The 16,236-nt window shown below is 41.1% G+C and carries 17 protein-coding genes, 1 other RNA gene and 1 pseudogene; 13 read left to right on the forward strand and 6 right to left on the reverse strand.

Going from position 1 to position 16,236, the window contains the following annotated elements; translation table 11 throughout:
- The first annotated feature begins 344 nt into the window (after positions 1-344).
- The 6 genes from BR02_RS0111885 (at position 345) to BR02_RS14915 (ending at position 5,154) form a co-directional block, all read left to right on the forward strand.
- Positions 345-1,925 (forward strand): methyl-accepting chemotaxis protein, encoded by a 1,581-nt coding sequence (locus BR02_RS0111885; RefSeq protein ID WP_031517374.1) that lies wholly within the window; start codon positions 345-347, stop codon positions 1,923-1,925.
- Between the two features lie 207 nt (positions 1,926-2,132).
- Positions 2,133-2,549, forward strand: a complete 417-nt coding sequence (locus tag BR02_RS0111890; protein WP_031517377.1) for a DUF4430 domain-containing protein — start codon at positions 2,133-2,135, stop codon at positions 2,547-2,549.
- Positions 2,506-3,039, forward strand: coding sequence for an ECF transporter S component (locus BR02_RS0111895; RefSeq protein WP_207641028.1), 534 nt, complete (start codon positions 2,506-2,508; stop codon positions 3,037-3,039). Before BR02_RS0111890 ends, BR02_RS0111895 begins: the two co-directional genes overlap by 44 nt.
- Positions 3,040-3,114: 75 nt before the next feature.
- Positions 3,115-3,295, forward strand: a non-coding RNA gene (gene ssrS, locus BR02_RS15165) — 6S RNA.
- Positions 3,296-3,438: 143 nt separating this feature from the next.
- Positions 3,439-4,467, forward strand: coding sequence for a low-specificity L-threonine aldolase (gene ltaE, locus BR02_RS0111900; protein WP_031517381.1), 1,029 nt, complete (start codon positions 3,439-3,441; stop codon positions 4,465-4,467).
- A gap of 135 nt (positions 4,468-4,602) precedes the next feature.
- Positions 4,603-5,154, forward strand: a complete 552-nt coding sequence (locus tag BR02_RS14915) for a cell division protein SepF (protein ID WP_051688302.1) — start codon at positions 4,603-4,605, stop codon at positions 5,152-5,154.
- A gap of 24 nt (positions 5,155-5,178) precedes the next feature.
- Here the strand turns inward: BR02_RS14915 and BR02_RS0111910 are convergent, their stop codons facing one another.
- A complete protein-coding gene (locus tag BR02_RS0111910) occupies positions 5,179-5,628 on the reverse strand; it encodes a hypothetical protein (RefSeq protein WP_031517385.1) in 450 nt (149 codons plus the stop codon).
- 3 nt (positions 5,629-5,631) lie between these two features.
- Positions 5,632-6,717 carry an NAD(P)/FAD-dependent oxidoreductase gene (locus BR02_RS0111915; protein WP_031517387.1) on the reverse strand — a complete coding sequence of 362 codons (1,086 nt, stop codon included), beginning with the start codon at positions 6,715-6,717 and terminating at the stop codon, positions 5,632-5,634.
- Between the two features lie 120 nt (positions 6,718-6,837).
- Here BR02_RS0111915 and BR02_RS0111920 point away from each other — a divergent pair, with 120 nt between their 5' ends.
- From BR02_RS0111920 to BR02_RS0111935, 4 genes are all read left to right on the forward strand, one after another.
- The gene (locus BR02_RS0111920) at positions 6,838-7,044 is read left to right on the forward strand and encodes a hypothetical protein (RefSeq protein WP_031517390.1); all 207 of its coding nucleotides are present in this window, start codon (positions 6,838-6,840) and stop codon (positions 7,042-7,044) included.
- A 12-nt stretch (positions 7,045-7,056) separates the two neighbouring features.
- Positions 7,057-7,281 carry a hypothetical protein gene (locus BR02_RS0111925; protein ID WP_031517392.1) on the forward strand — a complete coding sequence of 75 codons (225 nt, stop codon included), beginning with the start codon at positions 7,057-7,059 and terminating at the stop codon, positions 7,279-7,281.
- Between the two features lie 170 nt (positions 7,282-7,451).
- Positions 7,452-8,540 (forward strand): NAD(P)/FAD-dependent oxidoreductase, encoded by a 1,089-nt coding sequence (locus BR02_RS0111930; RefSeq protein ID WP_034639421.1) that lies wholly within the window; start codon positions 7,452-7,454, stop codon positions 8,538-8,540.
- A 31-nt stretch (positions 8,541-8,571) separates the two neighbouring features.
- Positions 8,572-9,561, forward strand: a complete 990-nt coding sequence (locus BR02_RS0111935) for a sensor domain-containing diguanylate cyclase (protein ID WP_031517396.1) — start codon at positions 8,572-8,574, stop codon at positions 9,559-9,561.
- Positions 9,562-9,642: 81 nt separating this feature from the next.
- On the opposite strand, the gene BR02_RS16060 is transcribed toward BR02_RS0111935, so the two are convergent.
- Both BR02_RS16060 and BR02_RS0111945 read right to left on the reverse strand, forming a co-directional pair.
- Complete coding sequence (locus tag BR02_RS16060) at positions 9,643-10,239, reverse strand: CBO0543 family protein (RefSeq protein WP_337999145.1); 597 nt, start codon at positions 10,237-10,239, stop codon at positions 9,643-9,645.
- The gene (locus BR02_RS0111945) at positions 10,236-10,994 is read right to left on the reverse strand and encodes a hypothetical protein (RefSeq protein WP_238442469.1); all 759 of its coding nucleotides are present in this window, start codon (positions 10,992-10,994) and stop codon (positions 10,236-10,238) included. The genes BR02_RS16060 and BR02_RS0111945 overlap by 4 nt, the downstream gene beginning before the upstream one ends.
- Before the next feature lie 81 nt (positions 10,995-11,075).
- Here BR02_RS0111945 and BR02_RS0111950 point away from each other — a divergent pair, with 81 nt between their 5' ends.
- Entirely contained in the window at positions 11,076-11,534 is a 459-nt protein-coding gene (locus BR02_RS0111950) for a hypothetical protein (protein ID WP_031517402.1), read from the forward strand.
- Between the two features lie 31 nt (positions 11,535-11,565).
- On the opposite strand, the gene BR02_RS0111955 is transcribed toward BR02_RS0111950, so the two are convergent.
- The gene (locus BR02_RS0111955) at positions 11,566-13,023 is read right to left on the reverse strand and encodes an MFS transporter (RefSeq protein ID WP_238442470.1); all 1,458 of its coding nucleotides are present in this window, start codon (positions 13,021-13,023) and stop codon (positions 11,566-11,568) included.
- A gap of 86 nt (positions 13,024-13,109) precedes the next feature.
- Positions 13,110-14,285 (reverse strand): hypothetical protein, encoded by a 1,176-nt coding sequence (locus tag BR02_RS0111960; protein ID WP_207641029.1) that lies wholly within the window; start codon positions 14,283-14,285, stop codon positions 13,110-13,112.
- 179 nt (positions 14,286-14,464) lie between these two features.
- Here BR02_RS0111960 and asnS point away from each other — a divergent pair, with 179 nt between their 5' ends.
- Positions 14,465-15,754, forward strand: a complete 1,290-nt coding sequence (gene asnS / locus BR02_RS0111965; RefSeq protein WP_084171040.1) for an asparagine--tRNA ligase — start codon at positions 14,465-14,467, stop codon at positions 15,752-15,754.
- A 224-nt stretch (positions 15,755-15,978) separates the two neighbouring features.
- Positions 15,979-16,236 (forward strand): annotated as a pseudogene (locus tag BR02_RS0111970) (UPF0236 family protein); the annotation flags it as partial.

The raw sequence follows: 16,236 nt of genomic DNA on the forward strand, positions 1-16,236 counted from the left end.
AGGCCCTGCAGGGCCGATGGTGCTGGGGCATAGCCCTGGGAGAGTAAGGTCGCTGCGTGCCCTCTGGGGTATTGCCGAAATAAATTTTAGCCCCTGGGTATTCCCAGGGGTTTTATTTTTTACATTGTTTAATTTACTAAACAATTGCAATTGTACAAAAATATATATATAATTAAATATATTGCTATTATATGTCAAAAATTAACAAAATAATTGCCAAGTGACTGAACAACTCAGCGGCGGATATCAATTAAGGCGTCTTGGTGTTTGTTAAAGCGCCTTTTTGTTATTTAGGGAATTGAGCCTTTTACGACTGTTATCACTCTATTAAGGGGGAGATGTTTATGGCCGAAGGGAGAAGGTTATCACTAAAGCTTAAGCAGGGTCTAACTGTGATTCTTATTATGAGTTTGTTTACATTGGCAATGGTTGTTATTCAGTACATTTCGTCTACAGAAATAGCGAAACAATCAGGTACTGAAAAAGCACGGGGAGATTTGGCAACCGGGGAAGCATTAATTGATGCCTGGTATCCTGGGCCATGGCGTGTGGAAGGCGATAGTCTTTATAAAGGGGATGTACTAATAAATAATAACTTTGAAATAGTAGATAAAATTGGCGAGATGACAGGGAACACCGCAACTATTTTTCTCGGTGACACTAGGATTACCACAAATGTTCTTGATCAGGACGGTAACAGGGCTGTGGGCACACAGGTATCCGAACAGGTGGCAAAAGAAGTATTAGAAGCGGGACGTAACTACTATGGCACCGCAGATGTGGTTGGCCATATATATCAAACTGCCTACACTCCAATAAGGGATGCCAATGGCGAAATAATAGGTATTTGGTATGTGGGTGCCCCGCAGCAAACTATTGAGGAAATGAAAGGCAGGGCAACTTTTTTCACAGCAACGGCAGGTATTATTGCCCTGATTCTTGGAGCATGTATGTTGGTATACATGGCAAATAGGTTTGTGGTGAATCCTTTATACTCGGTGGCGGTAGGCGTTAAAGGTTATGGCGAAGGGGATTTTACCACTAAAATAGAGGTTAAAAGCAATGACGAAATAGGTGATATAGCAACTAGCTTGAACAAGATGACAGAACAACTGTCTGTATTGATGAAAGATGTGGTAGATAATGCCCAATTGATAGCTGCCCATAGCCAACAACTGGCTGCATCCAATGAAGAAATAAGTGCAACCATGGAAGAGGTGGCCAGCATAACCAGTGAAGTATCTGCCACAGCAGCAAAAGAGTTTGAAAATGCTACGATTACAGCCAGTGAAGCGGAAAGTGTAGGTCAGTTAGCCCAGCAAGGCAATGCAATAACTCAGCAAACGGTAGAGAAGATTAACTCCATAGCAAACTTATCCCAACAGGCAGCCAGGGCTGTTAATAACTTAGGGAAGTTTTCTGCGGAAATTGGTAATATCACCAATGTTATAAATGATATTGCAGAGCAAACTAATCTACTGGCCCTAAATGCGGCTATTGAGGCAGCCAGAGCCGGTGAAACAGGCAGAGGTTTTGCTGTGGTAGCAGAGGAAGTTAGAAAGCTGGCTGAGCAGTCTGCCAGTGCCACAGAAGATATTAATCAGCTCATTAAACAAGTTCAATTGGCTGTGGAGGACACAAGCCTAGCTATGCAATCTAGTGAAGAGGAAGTAAAAGAAGGTGTGCAGCTAGTATCTGAAGCCGGAAAATCCTTAGAGCAAATAAATCTATCTGTGCATAAGATGGTGGAATCAATTAATGAAATTGTAATGGGCTCTAAACAATCCAGTGAAGGCATGGAGCAGGTGGCGTCCAGCACCGAACAGGTAACGGCCTCTGTGCAGCAGATGACTTCAGCATCTCAGGAACTGGCTGAGATAGCCGGCAAACTACAGGTGGGAATTAATAAATTTAAGATGGATTAAATTAAATAGGATAAGATAAAAGGTGGACCTAGCTGATTCGTCCACCTTTCTTTATAGCACTTCACTTTTATCTTTCATAGCTTGCCCTTGACCGGGTATTACAACACCGACCATGCAAATAAAATTTTTGAATAGCAAGGAATAAAGAAGCTAATAAAGAATAAAAAACAGTGGTTGAAAAAATGCAGAATATATTAGGAGGACAAGATGGGATTCTTAAAAAGACTAGGTATAGTGGCAGTGTTGGTGGCAGTGGCGGCTTTAGCTTTTTATGGTTACAACTCATTGTTACCGAAAACATCAGGAGAAGAAACCTTTATAGAGGTAGTGGTTTCCCGGGGCACCGGGGATGAGAAGGAAATATTATATCAGCAAAAAATACCTGTTACCAAAGGGCAAACTGTTTTATCGGCAATGAAGGATAATTTTGAACTGGAACTGGATTATAATGAGTCTTTTGTGGTCGGGATAAATGGGATTTTGGCCAGTGAAGATGATCAAACAGCTTGGTTTTATTCTGTGAACGATAAAATGCCACATGTGGGGGCAGCAAGCTACAAGCTTGAAGGAGGAGAAAGGGTTGAGTTCAATCTCCGCCCGTGGGACGATGAAACTAACAGCTAAAAGCATAGCGCTGATAGCTATGCTTTCTTCTTTGAGTGTGGTAGGCAGAGTGCTCTTTGCCGGTATTCCTAATGTACAGCCTTCATCCGTTATTATTATTATCACGGGTTTTGTGCTTGGCTCCGTACCTGGAATATTGGTTGGCACATTAAGTGCTGTTTTAAGCAATTTTTTTTTGGGTCACGGGCCTTGGACAATAGGTCAAGTTTTTGCCTGGAGTGTTATAGGCTTGCTTAGCGGTCTGTTAGGCAAGTACAGAGACTGCATACCTTTAATTTTTCAGGTGCTATATGTTGGATTTTGTGGTTTTTTATTTGGTTTTATCATGTCTCTGTGCTGGGCGGTTATGGTGGGCACCTTTTGGCCAATGTATTTAGCCGGCTTACCCTTTGATGCTGCCCATGCAGTCTCTAATATGCTCTTTTATTTTTTAGCAGGGCCTACCCTTATCAAACTGCTAGAGGAGAGGGTATATATGGTAAAAAAATAGGCTACAAAAAACACCCTCATTGCTTGCATTTATCGGTTGTGATAATTATAATATTATGTAAACAAACAAATAAAGCAATACCTGCTTTGTTAGTTGCCTTAAGTAGTTTTTAACCCACATTGTAATTACGGGAGCCTGCGTTCGCTATGCTATGTCAAGCCATCGCGTGTAATGGAAGACAAAAAGTAGTGACAGGGCACCCACCTGCGAGAGCGGGTTTTAAAAAACATTAAGGTGACGGCACGGCGGGTAACAAGAAAAAAATCAATAATTGCCTTATGACAACCCCTGACACCAATCATTTATCTATGATTGGTGTCATTTTTATTATTAATTCTTGGTAACAGTGGCCAAAGATGGTTATAATATTTTTAAGTCAATGTTAAGGGGTGCTTGCCAATGATTGATTTACGAAGTGATACCGTTACCCAACCAACCATTGAAATGAGAGAAGCTATGGCCAATGCAGAAGTGGGCGACGATGTTTTCGGAGAGGATTCCACCATAAATAAACTTGAAGAGCAAGTGGCACATCTAGTGGGAAAAGAATCGGCTTTGTTTTTACCTACAGGCACTATGGCTAACCAGGTGGCCATTTTAACCCACACTCAACGGGGCGATGAAGTGATATTGGATGCAGAATCTCATATTGTATACTACGAGGTCGGTGCCCCTGCTATGCTGGCAGGGGTGCAACTGCTGCCTGTTCAGGGGCTGTTGGGTCGAGATGCGGTGCAAAAATTGCGTCAGGCCTACCGTCCACCGGATATTCACTTACCCACCAGCCGCCTGCTGTGTTTAGAAAATACATTTAATCGTGGTGGGGGTACGGTTATGACCCCCGAAGAAATGAAATTGGTTTTTGAGCAGGCAAAAGAATTTGGATTATCGGTGCATCTTGACGGGGCCCGCATATTTAATGCTGCTGTAGCTGCCCGGTGTGATGTTAAGGAGTTTACCCAGTACTGTGATTCTGTGATGTTTTCCCTGTCTAAGGGCTTATGTGCCCCGGTGGGTTCAATGCTGGCAGGAAACACTGACTTTATTGCCAGGGCACGCAAGTACCGCAAGGCTTTGGGCGGGGGAATGCGCCAGGCAGGTATTTTAGCCGCCGCAGGACTGGTGGCCTTAAAGATGACAGAACGACTGGCCGAAGACCACGCAAACGCCATGGCTTTAGCAGAAGGTTTGGCTGAAATTAAAGGTCTACGGGTGGAACTGCATCGGGTGCAGACTAATATAGTTTTGGCAGATATTACCGCCATTGATACCGATGCACAATCCTTTGTGGAAGAAATGCATAAGCGTGGGGTAAAGTGCGTTGCCTTTGGGCCCCATTTAGTTCGTTTTGTAACCCATAAAGATGTTTCCCGCAGTGATATAAATCAGGCCATAAAGGTAGCCAATATTGTAATTGGCAGTTTCTAATTTTAGGTCTATTGTCCCATGTTTAAGGCCTTAAAAGTTATTGCATTTATTTACCAATAAGTATAAAATATTAGTTAGTAATGTCGATTAATATAGAGATAGATAATAATTTGCGGGGGAAAGGAGGACAAGCTGTTGGGTAAAATAACAGACAAAATTTTAAACATACTGGGGTTTGAAGTGGTTGAAGAAGAAGAGCCCCGCCTTGAGCGTGATAAAGAATTTTTACCTAAAAATGAAGAAAAAAATGAAACAAGTTGGTACAGCAAGATGACAGCAAGGCGCCAAGAACGTAGGGAGGAGCGCCTAACAGAAATCAATACCTTGCCTGTGCCGGCATCGTACAATGTAAAGATGATTGTCAGCTGCCCCAGTTCCTTTGAAAACTCTAATAAGGTGGCCGATCACCTAAAGAATAACCACTGTGTGGTGGTTGATTTTAACGAATTAAGCGTTGAACATGCCCGTCGGTCCCTAGACTATTTAAGTGGTGTAGTCTTTGCCATTGGTGGCAAGGCCAGCAGGGTAGGTTCCGGGATTTTCTTGTTCGTTCCTGCCAATGTATCTATCGAGGGTGCGGTACAGTATATGCTTACCGAGAATGATGCGGTGGAAAGCGATAGTACAGCCGACCACAGTCTGACAAAGGAAGAAAGAAAATCTCTTTTCAAAACAATCAGTGCTTAAAACCGAGGCTAAAGCCTCGGTTTTTTAATACCTATCAGGGGTGGCAGTTAATCTTAGTAGTCCTGCCAACCAGGTTATGGCAATAAAGACCATAAGGTTGGTAAAATAGCTGGCCCACATGCTCCAGTAGGGATATGTAATTAAGTTCCTTTGTACTAACAGATATTCAAGTCCCAGGAATAGTGTGGACAAAGCAACGATATGGGCCACCTTAAGCCAGCGGTGCGCCGGCATGAACTGCACAAATAGTGTGCCCATTGTAAACACCACTCCGAAGGTAAATAGAGCTGATGCTCCCCCCAATTGAAACATGCTGTCCACTTGATAAAGTCCCATGGCGCTGGCTCCGGTATCTACCACCAGTTGCAGAATTATTGCTGCTAGGCCCCCTAAAGCGGTATGTTTTAAACGCTCCTTATCTATAAAAATAAAGAAAATAACCCAACTGATTATAAAGGTCGCTATCCATTCCATAAACTAAGTCCCCTTATCATCCTCACCCAAAATGGATGTAATTAAACTTGTCATTATCCTGATACCGCTATAATTACCGGCTGAGGCCAGATTTCTCAATCCCGGTATATTCATCATTTTAACCAATAGATCCAGCCCTTTATTGTCTAAACGGTCAAGTTTTTTCTTTAAATGGGTGATTTTTTTATTGTTATCTACCAACCACTTTATTTTCTTATCGTAACTTTCTCCTTGAACAATGCAGCGAGCGGCCTCTATTCCACTTATTATTGATGCAAAGATACCTTGACCCCAAAAGGGGGCCATAAAACCCCCGGCATTGCCCACCAGCAATGTATTCTTTACTTGATGTTGCTGAACATAACCTGTTTGAAACTCCATCTCAAAGTATCCTGTGGCAGTTAACTTATATGGTAATTTATTAATAAAGGTATTCCAATAATCATGTATTTCCTGTCTGCTTAGTCCGTTTACCGTTAATATTATGCTGGCCGATTTTTCATTGAAGGGTGTAAGGTACGCAAATCCTTCCCGGGCAAATTCCCGATCCACCCAAATATCCACCCTCTTGGCATCGAACCGGCCCACTAAAAAACCGCCGCGCAGCCAACCTGCAAAGGTTGGCTGCCAAATATTCATTAAAATGGGCACACTTACCGACCCGTCTGCCAACACCACCCACTGGTATTGCTCCTTAATCTTAAAATAATCCACATGCTGCTTAAATTTAATGGGGGTTTTTAATTTCCTTGCCAATTGTTGATGTAGGCTGTCACTGTCTTGGCCCATTTTTATAAGATGCCCTAAACTTCCTAAGTTACATGACCTTACATGTGTATTATTGGGGCTGTGAAAGGCAATTTTTTTAATGGAACCAAGGGGGTTAATTTTAATATTATACTTCTCATTTAAGTACCTAAGTTGATTATTCACCGGCACTATTCCAATATTCGGCAGGGCGGCTGAATAGGGTGATAAATCCCCCACCTGATAGCGTTGTTCATAAATATCCGGTCTTATACCTAATTTTTCAAATTCTAAAGCACATGCCAGTCCTGCAACACCGGCTCCAATTATTGCAACCCTCAAGCAAACACCACCTATATTAGGATTTGTAGTGTAATTTAGCCAAGTTGTTAATATTTATCCGCTTTATTAAGCTTATAAAATGGCAGTTGCCCACAAACAATAGTGGCAGGGTGATGCTGTATGAGAAGATTAACGCAAAAAGAAATAATGAATTATGCCTTTAAGAATGCAGTGGAGCGGGAAGAAAGGTTTACCGCCAAATATTTTTACTGGTCCAAAATGGTAAAGGGTAAAGACTTAACTGCAATGTTCGGGGATTTTGCGGTGGCCAGTCGTTCCCATGTGGCCAAGTTAAAGCAAGAGATGAATCAACATAATATTAAGTAGGAGGTATCATCATTGGATACCCTGGATTTACTTTATGATGCGCTACAAACTAAAATGGACAATCAAAAATATTATAACGAACAGGCTATTTTAATTACCAACCCGATGGTAAAGCAGCTTTTTATTAATTTGCGGGACGAAGAAATGCAGCATATAGAAATGCTGCAGAAAAAAATTAATTCTATAGAGGGTAAACCCTTTCCCATTAATAAAATTATACCTAAAATACAGATTTAACAACCCGATAAACGGTTGTCCAACCATGAGATCAACAGAAACCATGCAACTACTAGAAGGCCCAGTACTGCAGATAAAGCAAAAAAGGTGTATAAACTTATATTCTTCACCTCCTGTAAAAAGTATTTACCACAGCAAACAATAGTTATACACAATGGAGCTGATTTCTGATGAAAGTTGCAATAATTGGCGCCGGTATTTCGGGTTTATCCTGTGCCCATGAATTAGAGCGTCACGGTATAACACCTGATATATTTGAAGAAAGAAGCCAACCGGGGGAACTATTTCCCCATGTATCGGCTATGATGGAGCTGTTTATTCGACCCAAAGGCGATCCTATAGCTTACTTAAATAAAGATTTTCATATAAAATTAAAACCGAAGCAAAAACTAATGAAGGTTCATATGAAATTTTCCGGGGTACAAAGAAATATAACTGGAAGTTTAGGGTATTTTTTTACAAGAGGTCAGCTCGAAGACAGTGTTGAAAACCAATTATGTGGTATGATAAAGGCTAAAATAAATTACAACGTTAAAGTCAACTTTGAAGAATTAAAGGATGTCTATGATTATGTGGTGGTATGCACCGGCAGTGCCCAAGAGGCAAAAACCCTTGGACTGTGGGACAGCGTCTTCTATTCTATTCTGCGCGGTGCAGTAATACTCGGTGAATTTGACCCGCAGCAACTATTGATGTGGTTTAATAAAAAGTACAATGACACCGGTTATGCTTATTTAACACCCTTTGGGGAAGACATGGCGTCAATAGTTTTAATAGTACGTAACATTGGGCCGGAAGAAATTGATGACTACTGGCACTTATTTTGGCAAAATGAGAAATTTAAATATAAGGTGATAGAAAGCTTTACCCTGGAGCACGAGGCGGGTTTTGTGAATCCCTATCAAGTTGGAAATGTGTTGCTGGCAGGCAATGCAGGGGGCCTGTTGGAACCCTTTTTGGGTTTTGGTCAAATATTTGCAATTCGATCAGGCGTTTATGCTGCCCAGGCAATTGCTAAACAAGATGATTACGATAAATTATTGTCTCCCATATTGGGCGATTTAAATAGGTCAGTTACCCTAAGAGAACATCTAAATATTGCCAGCAATAGAATAATGAACTATACTATTTGGGGACTGACCTTGCCGGGTATTAAAAATCTTGTTTACAATAGTAATATTGATGTATTAAAATATGGGGTTGGGCCATTGTTGAAAGCGTTAGATAAAATAACTGGGGAGAAAATTTCCCGGCAATAAAGGATTATAAGGATAAGGTGATGATGTATCTATGAATTACGAACAATTTGCCAACGGTATACCGATACCGGTTTTTATGGTGGGAAAAAACGGTGACTTTTTATTTGTAAACAACAGTATGATAGAAATGTATGGTTACAACCTAAAGGAATTCACCACCGGGGCAGTGGATCTGTTGTTTTCTAATAAAGGTGAAGCAGAGAAGTTTTATGATTTGATCAAAGTATCTCTTAAAACAGGTCAAAGCGGGCAGTATTTTGGGCAAAACCAAAAGAAGAACGGTGAAACCGTTGATGTTGATATAAGCTGGTCTGTGGTGACCTTGGAAACACAAAAATATGTAGTTGGTTGTGTCCTCAACGCTGATTTACAAAAAGGTGCTCAACCCGATGCACAAAACAGACTTAGGGAATCATTAATGGAGATAGAAGAACGAAAAGAAATAGAAGAAGAGCTGCGAAATATACACATCAGATTAAGAAAAGCCACCGCTCGTTTGCAAGGGTTATCCAGTATAGATCATGTCACCGGTTTGTACAACCGGGTTTATTTATTATCATTGCTTGATGAAGAGACCAAGCGTGTTGTGGAAATAAAGGGAAAAATCTCTTTAATATTGATTGCCATTGATTATTATGAACAGTATGTAGAGAAATTTGGCATAGCAATAACGGATCAGTTAACACAGTATGTGGCCCAAACTATACAAGAAAACCTAAGTTCAAGGGATCTGGCCGGCCGTTATACCGATGGCAGCTTTATGGTGGTGCTGCCGGATAGGGACTTAGCAGCGGCTGAAAACTTTGTAAAAGAAGTCCAGAATTCGGTACAAAACATTAAATCAACCACGGATAATCAAAGTATACATATTACCGTCAGTGCCGGATTAACGGGAAATAATTTTAGGGTTAATAAGTTAAAACCGGATTTTGCCCAACGATGGATGTTACAACTGGTGCAATCGGCCTTGAATAAAGCACAAAAGTCTGGCAGAAATGAAATGGTTGTAGAATTGGCTTAAGTAATAAAAAACAGGAGACAAAAAGGCTTTCGCCGGCTTTCAAAAAGGCGTTAGCCTTTTTTTAACCCTTATCATTGGTTTTCAAATTGTTTTTGCCAGGTAATATCCACCTAAAAATATAGTACCTATCAAAATGAAATGCTTAATTGCCCACAATAACATACCGTAACGAAAAGACTCTGTGCTGATTGGCTTGCGTAGATGCTGGGGAATAATTAAACCGCCAATCCACTCAAAAACCAGCAGGTAGATCCACCACCAGGTGTATGAATGCCAAAAGTCCCACTTTAATTCATAGTGTATTAAGTCGGTATAGTTTAGCAATATTGTCTCTCCTAACATACCTAGATGAATGATTGGCCAATAAAAAGCAATCTTATATCTCCACGTTTTGGGACTGTACCGCACCCCAAGCAAGACCAGCAATGGAAAAGCGGTTGCTATTTCTAAAAAGGGCATTGATGAGACAGTGGGGAAGAGCCGATAAGGAAATGAGTAAAGGTTTAACTTAACAAAAAGATAACATAACAGTAGGCCTGTAATTGCACTTAGCAAGTACAAAAGACCGTAACGTCTCCAGTGCAGCCTTAATACTAAAACAATCCCCACTGTGCTAAGGATTAGAGATGTTACTAAAATATAGGTTTCATTATTCCACTGAAAATTTATAGCCCTCACCTCCTATGGTTACATGCATACTTTTTCTGCAAGTAACTTTTTTGCTGTTCGTTGAATAACTTGTTGTGCTGTACAGCATCATTGTAAGAATCCCACATGGCGTAAAAATAAATAGATGGAAAAAACATCAGCCACTGGTAATCTACAATTTCCTTTGCCCGTGCAAAGTTTCCGGTAAAGGTGGCTACAATTGCATTGTTCATATTTGAAAAATAAATAATAACTATCGTCCACACTAACAATATCGAGGCTTTTAATAATCTCATATTATACAGATGGCCAAAGCCCGCCAGTAACATTGACCAAACCAATGCAACCCATGGTCTTTTCTTGTCAACAAAATTAATCCCTAGGGTGTTAAAAAATAAAAAATTGTAATGATGCTTGCTTTGTTTTCGCTCTAACTGTGTAATTATATTTACTTCCACTGACAATCTATAACTGTCGAAGATTGCAAAACAAAATACTACACCGTAAAAGAGTACCCAGCCAATATCAAGTACCTCAACGGATTTTTTAATATTACCGGTGAATGTATATAAAATGGCTAAGTTTAAGTGGGACATAAGGTTAATTATTATTTCCCAACTCATTATAAGCAAACCTCGCAAATAGGCTCCGTTGCAAAGGTGACCTAGTCCTGGCAGCGCAGCAGACCACCACATTGTTATCCATGGTGCCTTTTTGTTTAAAATTGATATGTCATGGGCAGATAAAGCCATCCTTTTAATTCGCATGTTGTTTTTATCATACAAAATCACGTCACCCACCCAGCATAGTATAGGTGTAGAGTTTTGCGGATATTATACTTATACTACCTAAAAGTGGAGGTTTTTATGTTTTCCATTTATGGTTTGTTTGCACCTAGTCTCTCACTTGAATTGGGAATTAATAAGCTTAAAGAGCAGGGGTTTATGGATGAGAAACTGACTGTGGTGGTGCTGGATGCAAACTATCATGGTAGGCAAAAATTATTTGACAGCATCAATTTCACCGATGGCAAAAGTCTAATGGATGGGGTGGCCATGGGTGCCGCCATTGGCATGCTCTTTGGGGTGATTTATGGTTCTGTGGTTTTTATTGGCCCCATTGCCCTTGGGTTGATAGGATTTGCTATCGGTGGTACTGTAGGTTATTTATTAGACAGGAGCATCAACAAAAAACCTAAGGAAGGCAAGGCTCCCTCAGGTGAGGTAATAGTTATAGTCCGCTGCATAAACGAGGAAGAAGCTTATAAGGCAGAAAAAATTATGCGGGCTCATCAGGTAGCCGCGCTGGGTAGAAGAATCGGATGAATTGATTATATTGTCATACTTTGCTGCTATTTCATCTGCGGTTAACCGTATCAGCCAACTGTTTACCCCTGCCTCGAACCAAAGAGGTGAGTACGCCCAAGACTGCCAATATTGAGCCGGTTAAAAATACGTCATGCATTGCTCCGGTGAAAGCCAGCGTTTCGGCAATATGGCCGGCCGTTTCTGCTGTCATTAAATCGCTATAGTATACCTGCAGGCGGGTGGTGAAAATAGCCCCGGCCAGCGCTACCCCCAGCACCATGCCAATATTGCGCATGCTAGCCAGTGTGCCAGAGGCAATACCCAGTCTTTGCCGCGGTACGCTGCCCATTATGGCACTGCTGTTGGGAGATTGGAACAAACCACTGCCCAGTCCCAGTATTGCAAGATAAAATACGATTTGTAAATAAGGGGTGTCTGCTTGCACTGTGCTCAGCAAAAGCAGAGCAAGGGATACAATAAATAATCCAAGTGAAGACAGTGATCTTGAGCCGATGCGGTCAGATAAGGTGCCGGACATGGGAGCAACTACTAAAGTCACCAAGGGTGAAGCAGCCATCAGCATACCGGTCTTGGCGGGGTCCAGTAACCTTACTTCATACAGGAAAAATGGCAATATGAAAACCACACAAAAATGGGACATAAAACTTATTAAAGCAGAAATATTAGCCATGGTAAACAGCCTGATTTTAAACAAGCTTAAATCCAACATCGGCTGAGCTACCCTCAGCTCAAAATAAATAAACATTATAAAAAATAATATTGATGCTGTCAGTAGGCCAACAATGATTGGGGAAGTCCATCCCCATTGTTGACCGTGACTGGCTGCCAATAAAAAGGTCATTAGCGCTAAAAATATGGTCAATGCACCCGGAATGTCAAATACTTGCTTTTTGGCAGCACCGACAGGCTTCAGCAACTTCATTGCCAGACAAATGGCAAGTATACCGATAGGTAAGTTAATTAGGAAAATAGAACGCCAACCAAAGTAGTTTACCAGTATGCCGCCAATCACCGGTCCAAAGGCCAGTGCCGAAGCAACCGTTGAACCAATAATACCCAGTGCCTTGCCTCGCTCATGGGGTGGGAAAATTGACGTTACCAAGGCCGGGCCGATAACCATCATCATACCTGCACCTAAGGCCTGTACCGCCCTAAAGCCGATTAAGGCCCAAATGGTAGGGGAGAGTGCGCACAGCACTGAACCGATAGTAAAAATGACAAAGCCACCGATGTAAACGTTTTTATATCCTAACATGTCCCCCAGGCGACCCCAGGTAAGCAGCAAACTGGATATTACTAACAAGTAGGACATTACCACCCATTCAACTGTAGCTATGCCGGCACCAAAGGCCTCACTGATGTGGGGCAAGGTAATGTTAACTATGCTGCCGTCCAAAGGTGCCATAAAGGTGCCGATAACAAGGGCGACTAATGCCTTCCATTTATAGTTGTCTTCAAATCTCTCTGAGTTATTAATCACAATCACCTCAATACTAAATGTAGCACAATTATAACTGGAAAACATAAAAAATTTGTCATAAAATACTTAATCAAAAAACCAGCCTGGATATTTTACCTTACCTTCTCCCGGCTGGTTAATACGCTTATTTGCTCTTTGTTATTTTTAAAATTGTGTTCTAAATCGAATTCCCCTATTAAGCTTATACCAGTCTTAAGGGGGAGTTTCAGTTGAAAGCGAGTCATACGCCGGTCTAAAACCGATACCGGCACATATAAAGCCCCACACATATCTTCGATGGCGGCGGGTACATTTTCTCTGTCTGCAATAAAGGATAAATAGGCAACGTTTCGATCCAAGGTTGATTTAATGTCGGTAACTATAAATTTAGCAGTGTTCAATGGCCGGTACTTGGTGCGCTGACTAATGTTTTTTGCCCGTCTGAACCGTTCACTTAAGCTTACCAGCGTAGCCTCTAAAAGATTACGATATGTTAAATTATAATCCAGCACCACCGGGTAACCGTTCATTGATGCCAAAGCAAGCTGCTGCAGTTTTGTTCGCAGTGGTGTAAAGTCTTGTAATAGTAAGACCTCGTTTATTATGGTGAATAGGTCATGGTTTTGTTCAGGATTCAGATTTTCGGATGATTCTGTTTTTAAATGATGAATTATTTCTTTAAAAGCTTCAACCTTTTTCTCTTTCTTAGCCAATGAAGGCAGTGTGATCAAACCGTTATTGTCTACTACATTGCTTAGGCCCTTGCGCAGCCGTGAAAACCAGTATTTTAAAGGCTTGCCGGCCAACTCTTGGGGCAGGTAGGCCACATAGATACCATTGGCATTGGCGTACTCCCAGGCAAAGGGATCTAAGGACTTACTGATAAAAATACCACCCACATAGTTGACAGTGAACGATTCACGGTTTTTGTTTTTTCCATAGATACGGTGAAACAAATCCCCTCTATCAGTTCCTGCTATATCTCTGATTAGTTCACGCCTGGGGGGAAGGGTATGCTCTAAATCAATAATGGTTGCTTTGATGTTTTTAACCATATCTAAATCTAAAGAAGTATTTTTTTTGCAACAGGCTTTGATGATAATGATGTTGTTAAAGGTAAAGGGGCTGTTGTTTAGATCCACCCCGATTACGTTCACTTGATGCTTGGTTGCTCTACCACCCAACCAGCGACGGGGTGCACCTGCAATATATCCGTTGTTGCGCAATATTATGGCCACTAACAATTCAAAGAGTTTATTATCATCTATATTTATGGATTGTAACGGCAATTGTCGTGCACCTCACCTATAAGCTAATCACAATTGCTATTATTATCAATTTCTTTAAATTTATTGCAGCTAAGAATAACTTAAGGGCCTTACAAGGCTTGGTAAGATTATGTAAACTTTTTTTGTTTTGTGGTAAACTATTACTTGTAGTTGCTTATTACAGTTATGAGGTGATTCCAGTGAATGTAGTATTGATTAAAAATTTAATGAACCACTTAGGTGAGGAAGTAGTTGTTAATGGTTGGCTGTACAATAAAAGGGGCTCGGGTAAAATTCAATTCTTGATAATCAGAGACGGCAGTGGAATAACACAGGGCGTGGTTACTAAAGCCGAACGGCCGGAATTGTTTGAGAAAGCAAAAGAAATTACCCAGGAAAGTTCAATCCAAGTTACCGGAGTGGTGCAGCAAAATACTAAATCCCCCGGCGGATATGAGCTGCAACTGATGAATATAGAAGTGGTATCCATGGCTGAAAAATATCCCATCTCTCTTAAAAAGCATGGGGTTGATTTTTTAGCTGACAGACGTCACCTGTGGATTAGAACACCTAGGCAGTCGGCAATATTACGTATTCGCTCCGAAGTTGAAATGGCAGTGCGGGAATTCTTTTACCAGAGAGACTTTATTCAGGCGGATTCCCCCATTATTACACCGGCAGCATGTGAAGGAACCACCACCTTGTTTGAGATTGACTACCATGGTGAAAAGGCCTATTTATCCCAGAGCGGACAGTTATATTTAGAAGCGGCCGCCATGGCCTTGGGCAGGGTTTACTGTTTTGGCCCCACCTTTAGGGCAGAGAAATCTAAAACCCGTCGACACTTACTGGAGTTTTGGATGATTGAAGCTGAAGCGGCCTTTATGGATTTTGAAGAAAATCTAAAACTACAAGAAGAAATGGTTTACCATATTATCCAACGGGTGCTGGAAAGGAGAAAGGCTGACCTAATAACCTTAGGACGTGATATTACCAAGTTAGAAGCTGTTAAACTGCCTTTCCCCAGAATCAGCTATACTGAAGCGGTGGAAATTTTAAACAAGGAAGGTCATCAATTTACTTGGGGTGATGATTTCGGTGCCCCAGATGAAACGCTAATTTCTAATAAGTATGATTCTCCGGTGTTTATTCATCGTTTCCCCACCGATATTAAAGCTTTTTATATGAAGCCTGACCCACAGGACGGTAAAGTGGTACTGGGGGCGGATCTCTTGGCACCGGAGGGTTATGGAGAAATTATCGGCGGCGGTCAGCGTATAGATGACATTCAGCTCTTAGAACAACGGTTAGAAGAACACAAGCTTCCCAGAGAAGCTTTTGAGTGGTACTTGGATTTGCGCCTGTATGGCTCGGTACCCCACTCTGGTTTCGGTTTGGGTTTAGAGCGCACCATAGCATGGATATGTGGTTTGGAACATGTGCGCGAATCAATTCCTTTTCCCAGAACCCTGCATCGCTTATATCCTTAAAACCTAAACAAATCCCGGCACAGAATTAGTGCCGGGATTTAATAAAATCATAAAAAACATCAGTATTTAATGAATAATAATTATTAGCAATGAACACTATTATAAACACAATAATATTTTCACATCATAGTGTAAAATTGTTGTAGGAAAAAAAGAAACAAGAGACCACTCTTTTTGGTAAAATAAAGTCGAGCAAAACCCAAATTACCAAAGGAGTGTCTCTTGTGAATACTATTCTACTACAAAAATGCGAAAAATTCATTGAGCAATTATTAAATTTTTTTGCTTCAGATAGAATTAAGGCCATTGAAGAGATGGAAACCACCTTAAAAGAATACACGGACAATTTTATTGTGGATATGATGAGTGCATATCTCGAAGCCCTTGATAAATCTATAGTAGAAGACAAAACCGGCCGTAAAAACAAAGGTCTGGTAATACAAAGAAAAAATGATAAGCGAGAATTATTTACGGTTTTTGGT

Source organism: Desulfofalx alkaliphila DSM 12257 (assembly GCF_000711975.1).
GTDB lineage: Bacteria > Bacillota > Desulfotomaculia > Desulfotomaculales > Desulfohalotomaculaceae > Desulfofalx > Desulfofalx alkaliphila.